We start from the raw sequence: 19,342 nt of genomic DNA on the forward strand, positions 1-19,342 counted from the left end.
CGGGGAAAGCCGTGTGAACGCGACGGGCAGTTGAGGCCGGTGAAAAGTGAAAAGTGAAACGTCAATCCGTCCGTGGGGGCTGGGCCCATTGACGTTTTACGTTTCACGTTTGACCACCGCCGCTGGACGTCAATGCGCCCAGCGGTCCCGCGCGCCCCTCAGCGCCACGCGAAATCCACCACCACCGGACGGTGTTCGCTCAAGCGGCGGAAGTGGTCCGGGCCGAGGTCCAGCGACGCGCGCTGATCGGGGCTCATGGTTTCGGCGTCGAAGACCAGCGCCTGCAGCGGCCTGAGCTTGCGGCTGTGCAGCAGGAAGTCGATCGGGCGCGACGGAAAAGGGGTGCCGCGGCCGTCCCAGGTCCAGCGTTCCTGGCCGTTCGCATGCACCGCATTGGCGATGGCCAGCCGGCGCGTGGGATGGCCCACGATGCCCTGCATCGCGCGCACCGGCTTGAGGCCCCGGACCGCGTTGAAATCGCCGGCGACGATCACGGCGTCGGGCTTGCGCTCGGACCATTCGCGGGCGAGCAGGGAGCGGATCGCCCGTACTTCGATCATTCGTCGGCGCTCCTCCCAGGAGTCGTCGCTGTCGCCGCAACACTGCAGGTCGACCCCGACCACGACCAGCCGGCGTCCATCGATGCGCACTTCAGCCGCCGCCGCGCCGATCCCGGCTGCGAGGTTCTGGTCCATCCGCGCCCTTTGCTCCGGCTTCATGCGCAGCTTGCGCGCCCAGCGCAGGAAGCGCGGCGGGTAGGGCAGGTGGGCGAACGACGGGATCGCGTGCACCTCGCCGCGCAGCGCGAAAACCGCGCGCTGGTTGTCGCCGCTGGTGCCATAGACCACCTGCCAGGGCGAGTCGCCGGGCGCATCAAGCTGCGACAGCAACGCGATCACGTCCTGCGCGTCGCGCGTGCCGCTCATCTCATCGAGGATCACCAGGTCGGCATCGATCGCACGCAGTGCCGCGAAATAGCCGGCGAGCTCGGTGTACAACTGCTCGCGGCCGACATTCCACACCACGGCGCGCAGGCTGGTGCCCTCCGCGCGCGGCCATGACGCCTGCGCCGGCAGTGCCGGCGGCAGCAGCATGAACAGCAGGAGCAACCATCGATGCAGCATCGGCACCTCCCGGTTCGGGGGGCACGATCATCGCAATCCAACTCGCGCGCCGCATAGCCCACGGCCGCCTGCCGTCACCATTGTCACCAGGGTTGTCCGTACACCTGCAGGCTGGCCCAGTGGTAGGGCAGCAGGCGGTCGGCCGGCGCCTGGCGCGACACACCGCCGACCGCGCGTTCGCGGTCCTGGCCGGCATCGAATCCGGGTCTGCGCAATGCGTCCCGCGCCACCTGTTGCCAGGCGCGCGCCGGGTCCGCTTCGCCGCCCGCGTAGTAGCGCTCGAACAGTTCCGCGGTGCCGCGGTCGCCGATCGGCCACAGGCTGGCGATCACGCGCTGCGCGCCGGCTGAGCGGAAGGCGCGCACCAGGCCGAGCAGGCCGACGCCCTCCAGCTCGGCGCCGCGCCCGGTGTCGCAACCGGACAGCACCACCAGGCGGGCAGGCGTGCGCAGGCTGGCAATCTCGAAGGCCTGCAGCAGGCCATCTTCGCTGCCGCTGCCGCCAGGGCGCAGCATCAGGGCGGATTGCAGCGGCTGCTCGACATTCAGCCAGGCGTGCACCGCGAAGTGCGCGATGCCGGCCTGCGCCAGGCGCTCGCGTACCACCGCTTCGGTGGCTTCCTCGCCGACCAGCGTGCTTAGCCGGCCTTCGACCCGCCCGAGGGCGGCGATCTCGACCCGGGCGTAGGGCAATGGGGCGAGTGGACCGGCGCGCAGCGCCGCTGCGGGCAGGGCGGCATCGCCCGCATCGGCCACGCCGAGCAGCAGGTCGCCAGCCTTCGCAGCGGCATGCGGGGTTTCGGAGAGCGTGTCGACGATCGCCAGCGCGTGGCGCTCGATGAGCCAGCGGCGGCCATCGTGCAGCGCTGCCCAGGGCAATTCATGCAGTGGTCCGTCCGGCGCCAGCAGCAACTGGCGCGTACCTCGCAGTTCCTCGGCGACGGGCGCCAGCAGTGCTGCGTAGAGTTTGCGTGCCTGCTTTTGCAGGGCTGGGTCGCGGGCATCCACGCGCGCCAGCACGCGCGCACGCAGGGCCGCGACCTCCGCCGCGAGGCGCGCCCGCGGCAGCGGCAGCCGCAGCAGCCGTGGCGGGTGGCCGGATGCCACCACCAGAACCCGCAGCGCATCTTCGGATGCCAGGAACCCGAGCAGCGCGGTACGCGCCGGCATGCGCTGCTGCACCTGGGCCAGCGTGATCACGACTTGAGCCTCGGTGGCTGCTTCACCTGCAGCGCGCCGCAACCGCAGGCGCTCCAGGCCGTCGAACACCGCCGCCGCATCCTCGTCGCGCGCCGCCGCTTCGATGCAGGCGCGATAAATCTCGACGTAGCGCCGGCGGAAACGCGCCTGGCCGACGTCACCACCACCGGCCAGGCTGGCACGGTCGAGGATCCGGCTCGCCCTGCAATAGTGCTCGCGCGCGGCGGCGCCATCGCCCAGTTCGTCGGCGACGCGCCCCTGCAGCCATTCCAGGTGGGCGTGGACCGGCGAGTCGGGCGCTGCCTCGACCAGCTTGGGCATCGCTGCCGACAGTGCCGCGCGCGCCTCGTCCGCGCGCCCGAGGTCTACCAGCGCCTCCGCCTTTCCAGCCTGCGCATGCGGCAGGTTGACATTGCCGCCGCCGTCCGCGGTGAAGCGGTCGATGGCGCGCTGGTAACCCGCCAGCGCGGCCTCGGCCTGGCCCGCCCGCAACTGGAACCAGGACAGCCAGATCAGCGTCTGCGCCTTGCACGCGCATTCGAAAGGCAGGTCCTCGGCCAGCGCCCTGGCCTGTTCAAACAGCGTTTGCGCGGCCTCGGTGTCGCCGCGGTCGTAGTCGATCTGGGCCAGCTTCACCAGCGCGCCCACATGCAGTTCGGAGCGCGAATCGAGTTCCGCGAGGCGCTGGCGCGCTTCGTCCAGATGGGTGCGCGCGGCATCCAGGTCGCCCAGGCGGTTCTCGATCTCGGCCAGCGTCATCAGGTCGGTCGCGATCATCTGCGAGCGGCCGGACACCCGGCGGCGCAGGTCCAGGGCACGCTCGTAGTCACGCCGCGCGGCGGCCAGGTGACCGCGTTCGGCGGCGACCATCGCGCCATTCGCCAGCGCGCTGGCGTGCTCCAGCGATTCAGGGATGTGCGCGGCGGCCAGGCTGCGCATCTGCTCGTAGCGCTGCGCCGCTTCCTCCAGCGCGCCGCGGCCATAGGCAAAGGCCGCCTGGCGGCCAAGGATGCGGACGCGCTCCGTGGGACTGGCGCCGATCCGCTCCGCAATCTCCGCGGCCTGCGTCACCTTGGCCTCGCCCTCGGCCGTGCGCCCAAGCCGCGCATCCGCATTCGAGGTGCGCAGCAGCGCGTCCATCAGCTCGCGCTCGCGTCCCGGCGTGCCCGCGTAGAGTGCGATGGCCTCCTCGCCCAGACGCAGGCGCCCGGCGTTGTCGTCGCTGGCGGCGGCCACCTCGGCGGCGAAGATCAGCGCCAGCCCCAGGTCCGCGCGCGCCTGCGGCAGTTTGCGCAGCAGTTCCAGCGCCTCGGCGATCTCCTGCTTGCGCTGGGTCGCCTTGCCCGTGCGGATCGCGACACCGGTGAGCCCGACCAGGCCGCGGGCGCGGTCCAGCGGCTCCTGCGAATCCGCCAGTTGCTGCATCAGCGCGAGCGCTTCCTCGGTGCGCCCGGCATTGGCAGCCTGCTGCGCCTGCAACCAGCGATCCGCCGCATCCTGCGCCAGCACGGACCACGGCAGCGCGAGCAGCAAGGCAGCGATCCAGCCGCGCGCTCGGCGCAGCCTCGCATCCATCTTTCGCATTGGCCTCGGCACCCGAGCCTCCTGAATGCGCGGATCCACGGGGATGAGTATCGGGCGGGGCCAATCAGAGCCCGCGCACCGCCTCCGCCACCGCGCGGAACACCGCGCGGCCCTTGTTCATCGTCTCCTCCCACTCCTTGCCCGGGTCGGAGTCGGCAACGATGCCGGCGCCGGCCTGCACATGCAGGGTGTGGTCCTTGATCAGCGCGGTGCGGATGGCAATCGCCAGGTCCGCCTCGCCCTGCCAGTTGATGTAGCCCACCGCACCGCCGTAGAGGTTGCGCTTGATCGGCTCCAACTCCTGGATGATCTCGACCGCGCGGATCTTCGGTGCGCCAGACAGGGTGCCGGCCGGGAAGGTCGCGCGCAGCACGTCGATGATGTCGAGTTCCGGGCGCAGCTTGCCGACCACCTGCGAGACGATGTGCATCACATGCGAGTAGCGCTCGACCACCATCTGGTCGGTCAGGCGCACGCTGCCCGACTGCGCCACCCGGCCGACGTCGTTGCGGCCGAGGTCGATCAGCATCAGGTGCTCGGCGCATTCCTTCGGGTCCGCCAGCAGGCGCTGCGCGTTCGCATCGTCCTCCGCCGCGCTGGCGCCGCGCGGCAGCGTGCCGGCAATCGGACGCACCACCACTTCGCCATCCTTGAGCCGCACCAGGATCTCCGGCGACGAACCCACCACGTGCAAATCGCCCAGGTCCATGAAGTACATGTACGGCGAGGGATTGAGCGAGCGCAGCGCGCGGTAGACATCGATCGGCCGCGCGCGGAAGGGCACCGACAGTCGTTGCGACAGCACGATCTGGAAGGCGTCGCCGGCCAGGATGTACTCTTGGCAGCGGCGCACCGCGGCCTCGAATTCCTCGCGCGTGAAACCGGAGACGAAGTGCGCCTCGTCCAGCGCCTTCGGATCGAGCACCTCCGGGTACCCCGGCGCCGGCGCGCGCAGCCGGTGCGTCAGCTGGTCCAGCCGCCGCTCCGCCCGCTGCACCGCGCCCGGCTCATCCACTGCGGCATGCACGATCAACGACAGCCGCCCGCGGCGGTTGTCGAACACCGCCAGTTCCTCGGTGCGCAACAGCACGATCTCGGGCGTTCCCATCTGGTCCGCCCGCTCCGGGCGCGCCAGCTTGGGCTCGATGTAGCCCAGCGTCTCGAAGCCGAAATAGCCCACCCAGCCGCCCGCGAAGGCCGGCAGCCCGGGCTCGGTCGGCACCCGCTCGCTGCGGATCAGCGCCTGCACCTCGGCCAGCGGATCGGCCACCTCGCGCTCCTCGGCAACCACGCCATCCAGCAACCTGCGCCAGGTCTTGCCGCGCACCTCGATCCGTTCGCGCGCCGGGAGTCCGATGATCGAATAGCGTCCCCAGGTCTCGCTGCCCTCCACCGACTCCAGCAGATAGGCGTCCGGGCCGTCGACCAGCTTGAGATAGGCCGACAGCGGGGTATCGAGGTCGGCGCGGATATGGCGCACGACCGGGCGGCGGGTGAACTCGGGGGTTGTCGGCTGGGTCACGTCGGTGATCGATGGGTGGGGCAATGGCCCTGATCATAGTGCGCGGATCGGGGTGGTGTGGCGCGGGGCGTGGCTGCGATCCGCGAACGCTCGCGGGGTTTCGGGCAAGCCCGCGCGATCGCTGCCTGCTGTCGCTTGCTCGCTCTCAGCGAAAATATGACAAGGTGTTGAATTTACAACACTTTTCGCCTGTGCCGAACGACGGCCCTGTGGAGTACGCGAAGCACGCAAATGACGAAAAGGGACGCAAAGACAGCAAGTGCCGGAATATCCCCGCGCGGTATTGCGTTTGATCTTCTTTGCGTCCCTTGCGTCCAAGAACACAGTCCGCGATCTTGCGAGAGTCACGGTTCGATGCGCGAACAAGCGCACGGGCAGGCGCGACCGGGACTCGGGGAGCCAGCCAACACGCCACCTGCGAAAGCGTCCCCGGCTAGCCAGCCTCAAGCTTCTCGGCCAGGTCCAGCCACTCCAACTCCGCCTGCTCGCGCGCCGCTGCGGCCTCGCTGCGAGCCTGTTCCAGGCGGACCAGTTCCAGCGCGTTGCTGCCCTGGTGGGAGGCAGCGTCGACCAGTGCCTGCTCGGCCTTGCGCTCGGCCTGGGTGAGTTTCTCGACCTGTTCCTCCAGGCGCTTGAGCTTGTTGGCCAGGGTGCGGCGTTCCTTGTGGTCGATGCCGCCAGTCGGTTTCGCCGGCGCGCTGGGCGCAGCAGGACCGCTGGCGCTGGGCGAGCCTTCGCCGCGCAGCAGGCGGGCGTAGCTGTCGAGGTCTTCGTCAAAGTCGCTGACGCCGCCGCCGTGCACGCGCAGGTAGCGCTCGCAGCAGCTCTCCAGCAGGGCGCGGTCATGGCTGACCAGCACCACGGCGCCGGCATAATCCTGCAGCGCCTCGACCAGCGCGGCGCGCGCGGCCATGTCGAGGTGGTTGGTGGGTTCGTCGAGCAGCAGCAGGTTCGGCTTGTGCACCAGCAACAGGGCCAGCGCGAGGCGCGCTTTCTCGCCGCCGGAGCGCGGGCCGACCGGCATGGTCGCCGTTTCGCCGCCGTAGCCGAAGCCGCCGAGGTAATCGCGCGCCTGTTGCTCCGAGTAGCCCAGGCTCATCGTGCCCTCGTGCCCTCGTGCCCTCGTGCCCTCCAACATCAGCTTGAGTGGCGTCGCTTCCGCTGGCAATTCCTCCACCTGCGACTGCGCGAAATAGCCGATCGCCAGGTCGCGCGCCGGCTTGCGCTCGCCGTCGAAGGGGTCGAGCACGCCGGCCAGCAGTTTCATCAGGGTCGACTTGCCGGCACCGTTGCGCCCAAGCAGGCCGACGCGGTCGCCGGGTTCGAGGAACAGCGACACGCCGTTCAGGACGCGGCGCTCGCCATAGCCGGCGATGACGCCGCGCAGGCTGAGCAGCGGGTCCGGCAGCTTGGCGGGCGCCGGCACCACCCAATGGACCTCGGATTCCTCCGCCGGCACCGGTGCCGCGGTGAGCTTTTCGAGTGCCTTGACCCGGCTCTGCGCCTGCTTGGCCTTGCTCGCCTTGGCCTTGAAGCGGTCGACGAAGCGCTGCAACTGCGCGCGCCGCGCGGCGACCTGGGCGGCCTCGCGCCGCGCCTGTTCGATGTGCGCCGCGCGCTGGCGCGCGAAGGCCGAGAAGCCGCCGACATACAGCTGCGCACTCTCGCCATCGAGGTACAGCGTGTGGGTGCACACCGAGTCGAGGAAATCGCGGTCGTGGCTGATCACCAGCAGGGTGCCGCGATAGCGCTTGAGCCAGCCTTCGAGCCAGAGCACGGTGTCCAGGTCGAGGTGATTGGTCGGTTCGTCCAGCAGTAGCAGGTCCGAGCGACACATCAGGGTGCGCGCCAGCGCCAGGCGCATGCGCCAGCCTCCGGAAAACTCGTCCACCGCGCGCGCCAGGTCGCCGTCGGCGAACCCCAGGCCGCGCAGCAGTTGCGCCGTGCGGGCCTCGGCGTCCCAGTTGCCGGCGTGGTCCAGCGCCTCGCCCAGGCGCGCCAGTTCGTTGCCATCGTGCATCTGCTCGGCGCGCGCCCAGCGCTGGCGCAGCACGGCCAGTTCCTCGTCGCCCGCCAGCGCATAGCCAAGCGCGCTGTCCTGGCTCTGCGGCATGTGCTGGGCCACTGCGGCGCGCACCCAGTGGCCGGGGACGATGAGCGTGCCGGCGTCCGGCGCCAGGCCGCCCGACAGCGCAGCGAACAGCGAGGACTTGCCGGTGCCATTGCGACCGACCACGCCCACGCGCGCGCTGGGTGGAATATCGAAGGTGGCGCCCTGGATCAGCATGCGGTTGCCGCGGGCCAGGGTCAGGGCCTGGGCGCGGATCATGCCGGGCGCTCCGATGGGGATGACGCGGCGATTGCCGCAGTGGTTTGCCGAAATTCAGTCATGCACCGCAGAATAGCGGGCTTGGGACGACAAGGATGTGCCGCAGGGGAACTCGCGGCGCCTGCCGCTGTCCTGAAAGCCTGCCGCTGTTCCGACCTCCGTTCTGAAAGGAAACCTCTGATGAAATCTTTGCTCGCCAAGAGCGCCGTTGCGCTCGCCCTGGGCTCGGCCCTGTTCGCCCTCCCGGTGTACGCGATGGACCCTGCGCTCAAGACCGACAAGGACAAGCACAGCTACATGATCGGCATGACCTTCGGCATGCAGCTGAAGGACTTCAAGGACGACGTCGACGTCGAGATGATCAAGCGCGGCATGGCCGAGGCCCTGGCCGGCGGCAAGACCCTGATGACCGAAGCCGAAATGCAGCAGGTCAGCAACGAGTTCCGCACCATCGTGCAGCAGAAGCGTGAAGAGGCCCGGGTCAAGGCGGCCAGCGAGAACAAGACCAAGGGCGACGAGTTCCTGGCCAAGAACAAGACCGCCGCGGGCGTGAAGACCACCGAGAGCGGCCTGCAGTATTCGGTGATCAAGGAAGGCAGCGGCAACAAGCCGAAGGCCACTGACCAGGTCAAGGTGCACTACGTCGGCACGCTGCTGAACGGCACCAAGTTCGACTCCAGCATCGACCGCGGCCAGCCGGCCACCTTCCCGCTGAACGGCGTGATCCCGGGCTGGACCGAGGGCCTGCAGCTGATGACCGTCGGCTCCAAGTACAAGTTCTTCATCCCCGGCAACCTGGCCTACGGCGAGCAGGGCCAGCCGCAGGGCGGCATCGGCCCGAACGAAGTGCTGATTTTCGAAGTCGAGCTGCTGGAAATCCTGAACTGATCGCGATGGCGATGGTTTCGGTGAGAAAAAGGCCGCCGTGAGGCGGCCTTCTTGCGGTCGCAGGTTGTCGGTTGTGGTTGCGGTTCTCGGCGGCAAAAGCTCTTGCCGAAGCCTGCCTGTGGGACCGCCGACTCCGTCGGCGATCTCTCCCTGCCGCCAGCAAGAGATCGCGGCTGAAGCCGCTCCCACCGGGTCCCGGCACCTCGGCCTTTGCTGCCCACAACCCACAACCCACAACCCGAAAAGGCCCCTCAGGCGCGCCGTCGCCCGGTCATCCATTCCCGCAGCTTGGCCATCGGCATCGGCATCGCGAACAGATAGCCCTGCACGAAGTCGCAGCCCTGGGCGCGCACGAAGTCGAGGTCGTCCTCGCCTTCGACGCCTTCGGCGACGAGCTTGAGCCCGAGGTTGTGGCCAAGGCCGATCACCGAGCGGCAAATGGTCGCGGACTCGCTGTCGTGGGCGACGCCGATGACGAAGGACTTGTCGATCTTCAGCTTCTGCACCGGGAATCGCTTGAGGTAGGCGAGGGACGAGTAGCCGGTGCCGAAGTCGTCGACGGTCAGGCCGATACCGAGCGTGCGCAGGCTCTGCATCACGTCGATCGCTTGGTCGTGATCGTGCATCAGCACGGTTTCGGTGAGTTCCAGTTCGACCTGGGCGGCGTCCACGCCGAATTCGGCCAGTGCGCGCTGTACGCCGTCGGTCAGGCCCGGGTCGCGGAACTGCGCCAGCGAAAGGTTGACCGCCATGGTCACCGGCGCGTGCCCGGCCCGCTGCCACGCCGCCGCATCCTCCAGCGCCTGGCGCAGCACCCATTGGCCGATCGGCAGGATCAGGCCGCTGGCCTCGCACAGCGGCACGAAATGTTCGGGCGACAACAGGCCGCGGCTCGGGTGCTGCCAGCGAATCAGGGCTTCCAGGCCGGTCAGTTCGCCGCTGCGCGCGTCCAGGACCGGCTGGTAGTGCAGCACGAACTGCTGCTCGCCGAGCGCCAGGCCCAGTTCGTCCAGCATCGCCTTGCGTTCCAGCAGTTCCTCGTGCAGGCGCTCGGTGTAGAAGCGGAAGGTGTTCCGGCCCTCGCCCTTGGCGTGGTACATGGCCAGGTCAGCCTTGCGCAGCAACTGATCGGCGTCGCGATCATCGTTGGGGCAGAGGGTCACGCCGACGCTCGCCCCTACTTGCATGCGGTGCCCGGCGATCACGAAGGGTTCGCCGAGCGCCGCGATCAGCGCGCCCGCCGCCTGCGCCGCGATCCCCGGATCGTCGATGTCGGGCAGCAGCACCGCGAACTCGTCGCCACCCAGGCGCGCCACCGTGGCGCCGGCGCTGACCGTGGACATCAGGCGCAAGGCCACGGCGCGCAGCAGCGCATCGCCGACCGCGTGGCCCAGGCTGTCGTTGGCCAGCTTGAAGTGGTCCAGGTCGAGGAACATCACCGCGAGCATGCTGTCATTGCGCAGGCTGTGCTCAACCGCCTGCTGCAGGCGGTCGTTGAACAGCGTGCGGTTGGGCAGTTCGGTCAGCGTGTCGTGGGTGGCGAGCAGGCGCACCTGCTCCTCTGCCTGCCGGCGCTCGGTCACGTCGCGGACCTGGACGTTGTAGAGCCCGCCGTGCGGACCGCGCCAGTAGCTGACCGATACCTCGGCGGGAAACTCGCTGCCATCGCGGCGGTGCGCGGACAACTCCAGCACGCGCGTCGCCGCGCGGCTGCCGGCAGACGCGTTTTCGTTATCGCCGTCGACACGTGGATCCCATGGCAACAGAGCGGTCGAAGCCTGCACCGAGGACCTCGCGCTCGCGCCAGCCGAACATCTGCTCGCCGGCCTGGTTCAGCGAATGTACCTGGCCCCGGTCGTCGACCTGGATCAACGCGTCGTGCGCCAGCCGGGTCACCGCGCGGAACTGCTCCGCCGAGGCGCGCAACTCGGCTTCGCTGTGTTCCAACTGCTCGGCGTAGGTATTGAACCTCGCTGCCAGCAGTCCCAGTTCGTCGCGCGTCGGGATGTCGATCCGGTGTTCGCTGCCTGAGGGCACGCTGCCGGTCAACTGGCCGGCCATGCGTCGGATCGGCATCACCAACGCGCGCCGGACCAGCCAGCCGGCCACCGCCATCACGCAGATGATCGCCAACGACATGGTGCCGGCGACCTGGCGCATCACCGACTGCACGGCCTCGCGCACCAGCCGCGCCGGCTGCACCACCACCAGTTGCCAGCGCGCGGCGGGAAAGCGCAGGCTGGTCGCCAGCACCGGTTCGCCAAGGAAAGCGTCGTCCTCCAGCATGGTCTGGCGGACCTCGCCGACGTCGCCCTGGTCGGCACGCAGTTGCACCGCGATGCGGCGCGCCTCGGCCGCGTCGATCGTCGGGCTCGCGGCATCGATGGCGCTCGCCATCGGCGCGATCGCGATGTCCTCGGGCAGGTCCTGGCCCTGTTTCAGGAAGGCGGCCAGGTCTGCAAAACGCGGGTGCGAGGAGCCCAGGTCGTCGACGCTGGCGGAGCGCTGCGTGTGGGCCTGGGTGCCGCTGCGCGCCCCCGGCGGCAGGGTGATGAATACCCCGTTACGGTCGATCGCGAAGGCATAACCATGCAGCGCGACGCCGCGCTCGGCGAGGAAGCTCTGCAGCCCCGACAGGCGCAGGTCGATGGTGCTGACGCCGATGAATCGTCCGTCGCTGCGCATCGGCACGGTGCAAGTCACCATCGGCTCGCCGGTGTATGGATCCTGGTAGGACCGCGACCAGTAGCAGCGGCCCTCGCGCTGGTGCCGCGCGGGCACATACCACTCTTCCTGGTGGTAGCCAGGGCCGTCCGGGGCGTTGTAGTCGTCGTAATAGCGCAGGTTGCCGCTGGCGTCGCGGCCCCAGAAAAAGCTCCGGCGGGTGACGCCGGGGCTGAACTCACCGGGTTCGGGCCAGAGACCGCCGCCCGCAATCAGGCTCGCGCGCTGCTCCATGTCGATCAAATGCGGCAGCAGGTCCCGCCACAGCACCGGATCCCGCGGCAGGCGCTCGCCGGCATTCGCCAGCGTCGCGGCCAGGCCTTCGGCCAGCGCCAGTTGCTGGCCGACCTCGCCCGCCAGCCGCTGCGTGGCGCTGGTCGCGAGTTCGCGCTCGCGCTCCATGAGCAAAGCGTAGCCGTGCGCATAGAACACCAGCAGCACGGCTGCCAGCATCATTGCCAGCCCGAGCAACACCCCGACCAGGACCTTGGCCTGCAGGCTGCGCCGGAACGGCACCTCGGTGCGTTCGTGCTCTGTCATGTCCCCGTCGATGCCACTCGCGCCCCCGCGACGAAACGCTCGCACGCGCCGCGGGCGAATGCAATCGGGGGCCGGGCTGGGGAGTTGGCGCGGCTGGCGTGCGCAGGCGGCCTGAGTCTTGTTGTTGGTTGCTGGTTGTCGGTCGTCTGGCGGCCGGGAACCCGGCTGAGCCGCGACTTAGCCCGGCGGGCGCGGGAAAGTCAGCCGACAGAGCTATGCCCGCAGGGCCGCGGAAAGATCGCCGACGAAGCCGGCAGCCCAGGAACACCGGCGGGCGAGGCCACGGCCGACAACCAATAACCAACAACCAATAACCAGCAACCCTTCGCGCTCAGCCGCGCGGCCGCATCAGGGTCGACTTGCCGAACAGGCTCTCGATCAGGTCCACCGCAAGGCGCGCGGTGCGGTTGTGGTCGTCGAAGGCGGGGTTCAGTTCGACCACGTCGAGCGAGGCGAGCAGGCCGGTGTCGGCGATCATCTCCATGCACAGCTGCGCCTCGCGGTAGTTCGGGCCGCCGGGCACCGTGGTGCCGACGCCGGGCGCGATCTCGGGGTCGAGGAAGTCGACGTCGAAGCTGACATGCAGATGGGTGGACTGATCGAGCCCGGCGAGTGCCTCGCGCATCACCGCGCGCATGCCGTGCTCGTCGACATAGCGCATGTCGAAGATCGACAGTTCCTGCTCGTGCACCAGCTGGCGCTCGCCAGGATCCACCGAGCGGATGCCGATCTGGTGCAGCTCATCGTGCCGCAGCGCCGGCACCACGCCAGCCAGCTCCACCAGGGGTTTCGGTCCGATGCCGAACAGGCAGGCCACCGGCATGCCGTGCACATTGCCGCTCGGCGTGATCTCGCTGGTGTTGAAATCGGCGTGCGCATCCAGCCAGAGCACACGCAAGCGCTTGCCGATGCGCCGGCAGTGCGCTGCGACCGCGCCGATAGAACCGATCGCCAGGCAGTGATCGCCGCCGAGCAGGATCGGCAGGCGGCCATCGTCCAGTTCGTCGCTGACGGCCTCGAACACATGGCGATTCCACTGGGTGACCTCTTCCAGGTGGCGGTAGCCGCTGTCGGGGGGCTGCATCGGATTGATCGGGCCCTGCAGGTTGCCGCGGTCGTGCACCTTCAGGCCGCGCGCGATCAGCGCCTCGCGCAGGCCGGCCACGCGCAGGGCCTCCGGGCCCATCGAGGCGCCGCGGTCGGCCGCGCCGACATCGGTGGGGGCGCCAATCAGCGTGATCGAACGCGGCGTCATGAGTATTCACCTGATATGCAAAGTGGGCGCAGCCTAAACGGCGGCGGAATCTGCGGCAAGCGCGGCTGGCCCCTGCGGGCGCGGTCGTTCAGAATCCGCGGCGTCATTTGGTATCAGCAGCAGCGACGCCGGTTGTTGGTTGTCGGTTGTTGGCAGCAAGGGCCGGCGTGCCGCGGGACTGTGGGAGCGGTTTCAGCCGCGATCTTTCCGGGCGGCCGATGGAAGAGATCGCCGACAGAGTCGGCACAACAGGCTCGCCGCGTGCGAGCTTCACCAACAACCAACAACCAACAACCAACAACCAACACCACAGCCCACCCCATGACCTCCCCCGACACCCGCATCGTCTCCCCCGCGCAAACCCGCGAGGAGGAGGTGATCGAGGCCAGCATCCGCCCGCGCAAGCTGGCCGAGTACCTCGGGCAGCAGGCGGTGCGCGAGCAGATGGAGATCTACATCGAGGCGACGCGCCGGCGCGGCGAGGCGCTCGACCACGTGCTGATCTTTGGGCCGCCGGGGCTGGGCAAAACCACGTTGTCGCATGTGATCGCCAATGAGTTGGGCGTCAACCTGCGGCAGACCTCGGGGCCGGTGCTGGAGCGCGCAGGTGATCTGGCCGCGCTGCTGACCAACTTGCAGCCGCGCGACGTGCTGTTCGTCGACGAGATCCATCGCCTGTCGCCGGTGGTCGAGGAAGTGCTGTACCCGGCGATGGAGGACTTCCAGATCGACATCATGATCGGCGAGGGCCCCGCCGCGCGCTCGATCAAGCTCGATCTGCCGCCGTTCACGCTGATCGGCGCGACCACCCGCGCGGGGTTGCTGACCGCGCCGCTGCGCGACCGTTTCGGCATCGTGCAGCGGCTGGAGTTCTACACCGTCGAGGAGCTGACGAAGATCGTCACGCGCTCGGCCAGCATCCTCGGCATCCAGTGCGACCCGGCGGGTGCGCTGGAGATCGCACGGCGTTCGCGCGGCACCCCGCGCATCGCCAACCGCCTGCTGCGGCGCGCGCGCGACTACGCCGAGATCAAGGGCAGCGGCGTGATCACGCTGGCCGCCGCCGCCGGTGCGATGGACATGCTGAAAGTCGATCCGGAAGGCTTCGACGCGCTCGACCGGCGCCTGCTCGGGTTGATGATCGAGCACTTCGACGGCGGCCCGGTCGGCGTCGACAGCATGGCCGCGGCGCTGAGCGAGGAGCGCGGCACCATCGAGGACGTGGTCGAGCCCTACCTGATCCAGCAGGGTTTCCTGATGCGCACCGCGCGCGGCCGCATGGTCACGCGCAAGGCCTATATGCATCTCGGCCTCAAGCCCCCGCGGCGGCCGGAGGCGGCGGCGGATTTGTTTGAGGACGTTTGAAGCGGGTGTTGGTGCGGGTTGTTGGTGTTGGTCAAAGCGGCCTGGCGCGGACGGTGAATTCGCGGCGGACCAGTCATTCACTCAGAGCACACGCTAATCGATCACGCCATGCCCGCCCGTCCAAGACCAACAACCCACACCAACACCAGCTTCAAGTGGCCGGCGCGGGTCTACTGGGAGGACACCGATGGCGGCGGGGTGGTCTACCACGCCAACTACATCAAGTTCTTCGAGCGCGCGCGGACCGAGTGGCTGCGGGCGAAGGGTTTCGAACAGCGGCCGCTGCTCGCGCAGCAAGTGGTGTTCGCCGTCTACGCAATGCAGGTAAAGTTCCTGAAACCCGCGCGGCTGGACGACGCTCTCGAAGTGAGTGTCACCCTGAGTGCGTGCCGGCGCGCCAGTTTCAGCGTCAGCCAGCGCATCGTCGATGCGCGCACGGGCGATGAGTTGTGCACCGCGGAGGTCGAGATCGCCTGTCTCGACCATGCGAGTTTCCGGCCGATGCCGATGCCACCCGATTTGTTGAGGGAGATCCAGCGTTGAACAGTGGTCAATTGAATCTTCTGGAGCTGATCGTCGGCGCCAGCCTGCCGGTGCAGGTGGTGATGGCGCTGCTGATCGGCGCGTCGATCTGGTCGTGGTGGATCATCTTCCGCAAGAAGGCGGTGATCGCCCAGGCCACGCGGACCGCGGACGAATTCGAGGAGCGTTTCTGGTCCGGCGCGGACCTGGCCCAGCTTTATCGCGAGGTCAGCAACCGCGGCAAGCCGAACGAGGGGCTGGAAGGCGTGTTCGAGGCGGGTTTCCGCGAGTTCGCGCGACTGCGCCAGCGCCGCGTCACCGACGGCCGCACCCTGCTGGAAGCCAGCCAGCGCGCGATGCGCGTGGCGCTCTCGCGCGAGGTGGACAAGCTGGAGCAGAACCTGAACAACCTGGCCACGGTGGGCTCGATCAGCCCCTACGTCGGGCTGTTCGGCACCGTGTGGGGCATCATGGTGGCCTTCCATGGCCTCGCTGCGGTCAAGGAAGCCACCATCGCGATGGTCGCGCCGGGCATCTCCGAGGCGCTGATCGCCACCGCGATGGGCCTGTTCGCCGCGATCCCGGCAGTGATCTTCTACAACCGCTTCTCGAATGCGGTCGAGCGCATCGAGCTGCGCTACGACACCTTCCAGGAAGAGTTCAGCGCGATCCTGCAGCGCCAGGCGCATGCGGAGGACCATTGAGCGGCTGCCGCGCTGCCGCGCGGCTGGGAAAATGGAAAAGGGAAAATGGAAAAGGAGAGCAGGCTTGGCGCCTGTGCGTGCTTCAGCCCTGATTTATTCACCCCATGTTGCCATCCACGCCTTGTGGGATGCAAGGACGTTGTGAGCCTGGACAGCCAGAGCCCCCCCCCCTCCTTTTCCCGGCACCTGACCCATGCGCCGCAAACGCCGCAAACCCGTCTCCGACATCAACGTCGTGCCCTACATCGACGTGATGCTGGTGCTGCTGATCATCTTCATGGTCACCGCGCCGCTGATGAACCTCGGGGTGGAACTCGACCTGCCGCAGGCGAACGCCAATCCGCTCGACACTCCGGAGGACCCGGTCATCGTCAGCGTCGATCGCGCCGGCGCCTTCTTCCTGACCATCGGCGGCGAACGCGAATCCATCGATCTCGAAGGCCTGACCGCCAAGGTCGGCGCCTTCGTGCGCAACAACCCTAAAGTCCCGGTGCTGGTCGGTGGCGACCGCAATGTCGATTACGGCAAGGTCTACGAGGCGATGGTCGCGCTGCAGGCCGCCGGCGCGCCGCGCGTGGGCTTGATGGCGGATCCGTTGCCCTCGGAGCCGGGGAAGTGAGCGGGAAGCGGGGCTGGGGACTGGGGGCTGGGGCGCACGGTCGCGCCAAGTCGCCGGCCCGTTGCTCTGGTTCACGCGGTCACGAACTTGCCCGGGCGATCGCGCCTGCGCCCCAGCCCCCAGCCCCCAGCCCCGCTCTTCCACCGCCATCCGCCTGACCCATGGAATCCCGCCGCGACCAGTCCATCGCCCTCGTGTACGCCATCGGTGTGCACGTGCTGGCTGCGCTGGTGCTGTTCGCCGGGCTGATCTTCTCCGCGCCCAAGAAGCCGGTGATCTCGGGTGGGGCGCTCGAGGCGGTGCTGGTCGACATGAACCTCGGGCGGCCGCTGCCCACGCCGAAGGCGCCGCCGGCGCCCAAGCCGCAGCCTGCGCCGCCGAAACCCGAGCCGCCGAAGCCCGAGCCGGCCAAAGCCGAGCCCGCGCCGCCGCCACCGCCGCCGCAGGCCAAGCCGGACGAGGTCACAGACCAGCGTCCGCAACTGCCCACGGCGCCGAACGAGGACGCACTGAACCTGGAGCGCCAGCGTGAGGAGTTGCGCAAGCAGCAGGAAGAACTGCGCCGGCAGCAGGAGATCGAGCAGCAGCGCATGCAGCAGCTGGAGGACATCCGGCGCCAGCGCGCCGAGGCCGCGCGGCTGACGGCCGAGCGCGAGAAGCAACTCGCCCAGGCGCGCGATGCGCAGCGCGCCAGCGAGATCCTCAACCAGCAGGCCGAGCCGCAGCAGCCGGTGGGCAGCCAGCGGCCTGGCCAGGATGTCGCCAACGATCTGCTCAGCCAATATGCCGGCCTGATCCAGGAAGTCGTGACCCAGAACTGGCGGCGTCCGGCGAACACCCCTACCGGCATCCGCTGCGTGCTGCGCGTGCGCCAGATTCCGGGCGGCGAGGTGATCGGCGTCACCATTGGCTCGCCGTGCAACGCCGATCCGCTGATCCAGCAATCGATCATCGACGCGGTCGAACGCGCCAGTCCGCTTCCGTACATGGGCTTTGAGTCAGTCTTCCAGCCCGCGCTGAACTTCAACTTCCGCTACGACGGGTGACCCGATGCACAGACTAGTCAGCTCCGCCCTGTGGTTCCTGCTCGCCATGACCGGCCTTGTGCGCGTCGCCGCCGCGCAGGGGCTGGAGATCGACATCGTCAACGGCCGCGAGGCGGCGATCCCGATTGCCATCGTCCCCTTCGCCTGGGAAGCGGCGGCGATGCCGGACCAGACCCAGATCGACCAGGTGGTGCGTGCCGACCTGAACCGATCCGGCCAGTTCCGCGCGCTGCGCAAGGAAGATGTGGTGGAGCTGCCCGCGCGTGGCAGCGACATCAAGTTTCCGACCTGGAAAATGCTGAAGCAGGATTACATCGTGGTCGGCCGCGTGCAGTCCGCCGAGGGCGGCTACCGTGTCGAGTTCGAACTGCATGACGTGCTCAAGGGCCAGTCCCTGCTGGCACTCGCATTGCCGGCGCGTGCGGGCGAGTTCCGCGCAGTCTCGCACCAGATCGCGGACCTGGTGTACGAGAAGATCCTCGGCGTGCGCGGCGCCTTCTTCACCCGCATCGCCTACATCACGGCCAAGCGCCAGGGCGAGGCCAAGTACGAGTACGCGATCTGGATCGCCGATTCGGACGGCTTCAACCCGCAGCGCATCGTGTGGAACAACGAGCCCTTCCTGTCGCCCGCGTGGTCGCCGGATGGCCGCTCGCTGGCCTATGTCAGCTTCGAGCGCCTGGGCGGGCACACCATCTACATCCATGAGCTCGCCACCGGCTCGCGCCGGCTGGTCACCTCCTACAAGGGCATCAACGGCGCACCGGCCTTTTCCCCGGATGGCTCCACCCTGGCGCTGACCCTGAGCAAGAGCGGCAACCCCGAGATCTACACCCTGAACCTGGCGAGCAACAGCCTGAACCAGTTGACGCGGCATTTCGCCATCGACACCGAAGCCGTGTGGATGCCCGGCGGCAACAGCCTGCTCTACACCTCCGACCGTTCCGGCAAGCCGCAGATCTACGCGCTGGCGGCCAGTGGCGGCACCCCTGAGCGCATCACCTCGGTGGGCGAATACAACGCCCGGGTAACGCCGTCCTACGATGGGCGACTGCTGGCCATGGTGCAGGGCAATCGGAACGTGTATCGTATTGCGGTTGTGGACCGCGAGCGCGGGGGCGCCGGCGCGGTTCGTATGATTTCGCCGGGTCCGTTGGACGAGTCCCCGAGCTTCGCGCCGAACGCAAGCATGGTGTTGTACGCTGCCCGCGAAGGGAATCGCGGGGTGCTCTATGCCGCATCGGTTGACGGATCGGTGCGGCAACGGCTGGCACTCCCGGACGGCGACGTCCGTGAACCCGCCTGGGGCCCCTTCAGGCAACGTTGAAAGCAAGAAAAATAGAATCCCGCGTCTTGTTCGCTGTCACCGATCGATCCAAGGAAAAAACAATGAATACCCCGATTCGCGTCCTCGTCCTGGCCCTGGCCGTTGCTGGTCTCGGCGCCTGTAAGACCACCAAGCAGCCGCCTGCCGCGCCGGCTTCGACCCCGACGCAGGAGCAGCCGACCACGGCTGCCCAGCCGGAAGAGAGCTGGACCAACCCGGCCCTGCTCGACAGCAAGCCGTGCCTGGTCTCCCGCATTGCCTACTTCGATTTCGACCAGTCGACGATCAAGTCCGAGGCGATGGAAATGCTGAAGTGCCATGGCAAGTGGCTGTCCGCCAACCCGGGCGCCCGCATCTCGCTGGAAGGCCACGCCGACGAGCGCGGCACGCGCGAGTACAACCTGGGCCTGGGCGAGCGCCGCGGCAATGCCGTGCGCGACATGCTGCTGGCCAATGGCGGCCGTTCCGAGCAGGTGGCCGTGGTCAGCTACGGCGAAGAGCGTCCGATCTGCACCGACAGCGACGAGAGCTGCTGGGGCAAGAACCGCCGCGCCGAGATCGTCTACACCGCCAAGCAGTAATCGGACGCGCATG

General features: G+C 68.5%; 15 protein-coding genes. 8 read left to right on the forward strand and 7 right to left on the reverse strand.

Going from position 1 to position 19,342, the window contains the following annotated elements:
* Positions 1 to 158: 158 nt before the first annotated feature.
* The 4 genes from IPK27_09555 to IPK27_09570 form a co-directional block, all read right to left on the reverse strand.
* Positions 159 to 1,124, reverse strand: coding sequence for an endonuclease/exonuclease/phosphatase family protein (locus tag IPK27_09555; protein MBK8067855.1), 966 nt, complete (start codon positions 1,122 to 1,124; stop codon positions 159 to 161).
* Between the two features lie 83 nt (positions 1,125 to 1,207).
* Complete coding sequence (locus IPK27_09560; GenBank protein MBK8067856.1) at positions 1,208 to 3,898, reverse strand: CHAT domain-containing protein; 2,691 nt, start codon at positions 3,896 to 3,898, stop codon at positions 1,208 to 1,210.
* A 73-nt stretch (positions 3,899 to 3,971) separates the two neighbouring features.
* On the reverse strand, positions 3,972 to 5,438 hold the full coding sequence (locus IPK27_09565; protein ID MBK8067857.1) for an anthranilate synthase component I: 1,467 nt from the start codon (positions 5,436 to 5,438) through the stop codon (positions 3,972 to 3,974).
* A gap of 424 nt (positions 5,439 to 5,862) precedes the next feature.
* Positions 5,863 to 7,758 (reverse strand): ATP-binding cassette domain-containing protein, encoded by a 1,896-nt coding sequence (locus IPK27_09570; protein MBK8067858.1) that lies wholly within the window; start codon positions 7,756 to 7,758, stop codon positions 5,863 to 5,865.
* A gap of 180 nt (positions 7,759 to 7,938) precedes the next feature.
* Here IPK27_09570 and IPK27_09575 point away from each other — a divergent pair, with 180 nt between their 5' ends.
* Positions 7,939 to 8,646, forward strand: coding sequence for an FKBP-type peptidyl-prolyl cis-trans isomerase (locus IPK27_09575; GenBank protein MBK8067859.1), 708 nt, complete (start codon positions 7,939 to 7,941; stop codon positions 8,644 to 8,646).
* Positions 8,647 to 8,897: 251 nt separating this feature from the next.
* Here the strand turns inward: IPK27_09575 and IPK27_09580 are convergent, their stop codons facing one another.
* The 3 genes from IPK27_09580 to rocF all read right to left on the reverse strand — a co-directional run bounded on the left by IPK27_09580 (position 8,898) and on the right by rocF (position 13,165).
* Complete coding sequence (locus tag IPK27_09580) at positions 8,898 to 10,430, reverse strand: EAL domain-containing protein (GenBank protein ID MBK8067860.1); 1,533 nt, start codon at positions 10,428 to 10,430, stop codon at positions 8,898 to 8,900.
* Positions 10,378 to 11,910: a PAS domain S-box protein gene (locus IPK27_09585; GenBank protein MBK8067861.1), complete on the reverse strand. Its 1,533-nt coding sequence runs from the start codon at positions 11,908 to 11,910 to the stop codon at positions 10,378 to 10,380. Before IPK27_09585 ends, IPK27_09580 begins: the two co-directional genes overlap by 53 nt.
* Before the next feature lie 331 nt (positions 11,911 to 12,241).
* Positions 12,242 to 13,165: an arginase gene (rocF, locus tag IPK27_09590; GenBank protein MBK8067862.1), complete on the reverse strand. Its 924-nt coding sequence runs from the start codon at positions 13,163 to 13,165 to the stop codon at positions 12,242 to 12,244.
* A gap of 321 nt (positions 13,166 to 13,486) precedes the next feature.
* Here rocF and ruvB point away from each other — a divergent pair, with 321 nt between their 5' ends.
* From ruvB to pal, 7 genes are all read left to right on the forward strand, one after another.
* Positions 13,487 to 14,530, forward strand: coding sequence for a Holliday junction branch migration DNA helicase RuvB (gene ruvB, locus IPK27_09595; GenBank protein ID MBK8067863.1), 1,044 nt, complete (start codon positions 13,487 to 13,489; stop codon positions 14,528 to 14,530).
* Positions 14,531 to 14,638: 108 nt separating this feature from the next.
* Positions 14,639 to 15,073, forward strand: a complete 435-nt coding sequence (ybgC, locus tag IPK27_09600) for a tol-pal system-associated acyl-CoA thioesterase (GenBank protein MBK8067864.1) — start codon at positions 14,639 to 14,641, stop codon at positions 15,071 to 15,073.
* The gene (gene tolQ, locus IPK27_09605; protein ID MBK8067865.1) at positions 15,070 to 15,756 is read left to right on the forward strand and encodes a protein TolQ; all 687 of its coding nucleotides are present in this window, start codon (positions 15,070 to 15,072) and stop codon (positions 15,754 to 15,756) included. Before ybgC ends, tolQ begins: the two co-directional genes overlap by 4 nt.
* A 193-nt stretch (positions 15,757 to 15,949) precedes the next feature.
* Positions 15,950 to 16,375: a protein TolR gene (gene tolR / locus IPK27_09610; protein MBK8067866.1), complete on the forward strand. Its 426-nt coding sequence runs from the start codon at positions 15,950 to 15,952 to the stop codon at positions 16,373 to 16,375.
* Positions 16,376 to 16,536: 161 nt separating this feature from the next.
* Positions 16,537 to 17,421, forward strand: a complete 885-nt coding sequence (locus IPK27_09615; GenBank protein ID MBK8067867.1) for a cell envelope integrity protein TolA — start codon at positions 16,537 to 16,539, stop codon at positions 17,419 to 17,421.
* 4 nt (positions 17,422 to 17,425) lie between these two features.
* Complete coding sequence (gene tolB / locus IPK27_09620) at positions 17,426 to 18,748, forward strand: Tol-Pal system beta propeller repeat protein TolB (GenBank protein MBK8067868.1); 1,323 nt, start codon at positions 17,426 to 17,428, stop codon at positions 18,746 to 18,748.
* A 62-nt stretch (positions 18,749 to 18,810) separates the two neighbouring features.
* On the forward strand, positions 18,811 to 19,329 hold the full coding sequence (pal, locus tag IPK27_09625; GenBank protein ID MBK8067869.1) for a peptidoglycan-associated lipoprotein Pal: 519 nt from the start codon (positions 18,811 to 18,813) through the stop codon (positions 19,327 to 19,329).
* The last annotated feature ends 13 nt before the right edge of the window (positions 19,330 to 19,342 follow it).

The organism is Rhodanobacteraceae bacterium (genome assembly GCA_016713135.1).
In the GTDB taxonomy this organism is placed as follows: Bacteria; Pseudomonadota; Gammaproteobacteria; order Xanthomonadales; family SZUA-5; genus JADKFD01.

Coding starts and splice junctions, on each gene's coding strand:
- IPK27_09555 (MBK8067855.1), bottom strand. CDS start 1,124: ATGCTGCATCGATGGTTGCTCCTGCTGTTCATGCTGCTGCCGCCGGCA.
- IPK27_09560 (MBK8067856.1), bottom strand. CDS start 3,898: ATGGATGCGAGGCTGCGCCGAGCGCGCGGCTGGATCGCTGCCTTGCTG.
- IPK27_09570 (MBK8067858.1), bottom strand. CDS start 7,758: ATGATCCGCGCCCAGGCCCTGACCCTGGCCCGCGGCAACCGCATGCTG.
- IPK27_09575 (MBK8067859.1), top strand. CDS start 7,939: ATGAAATCTTTGCTCGCCAAGAGCGCCGTTGCGCTCGCCCTGGGCTCG.
- IPK27_09585 (MBK8067861.1), bottom strand. CDS start 11,910: ATGACAGAGCACGAACGCACCGAGGTGCCGTTCCGGCGCAGCCTGCAG.
- rocF (MBK8067862.1), bottom strand. CDS start 13,165: ATGACGCCGCGTTCGATCACGCTGATTGGCGCCCCCACCGATGTCGGC.
- ruvB (MBK8067863.1), top strand. CDS start 13,487: ATGACCTCCCCCGACACCCGCATCGTCTCCCCCGCGCAAACCCGCGAG.
- ybgC (MBK8067864.1), top strand. CDS start 14,639: ATGCCCGCCCGTCCAAGACCAACAACCCACACCAACACCAGCTTCAAG.
- tolR (MBK8067866.1), top strand. CDS start 15,950: ATGCGCCGCAAACGCCGCAAACCCGTCTCCGACATCAACGTCGTGCCC.
- IPK27_09615 (MBK8067867.1), top strand. CDS start 16,537: ATGGAATCCCGCCGCGACCAGTCCATCGCCCTCGTGTACGCCATCGGT.
- tolB (MBK8067868.1), top strand. CDS start 17,426: ATGCACAGACTAGTCAGCTCCGCCCTGTGGTTCCTGCTCGCCATGACC.
- pal (MBK8067869.1), top strand. CDS start 18,811: ATGAATACCCCGATTCGCGTCCTCGTCCTGGCCCTGGCCGTTGCTGGT.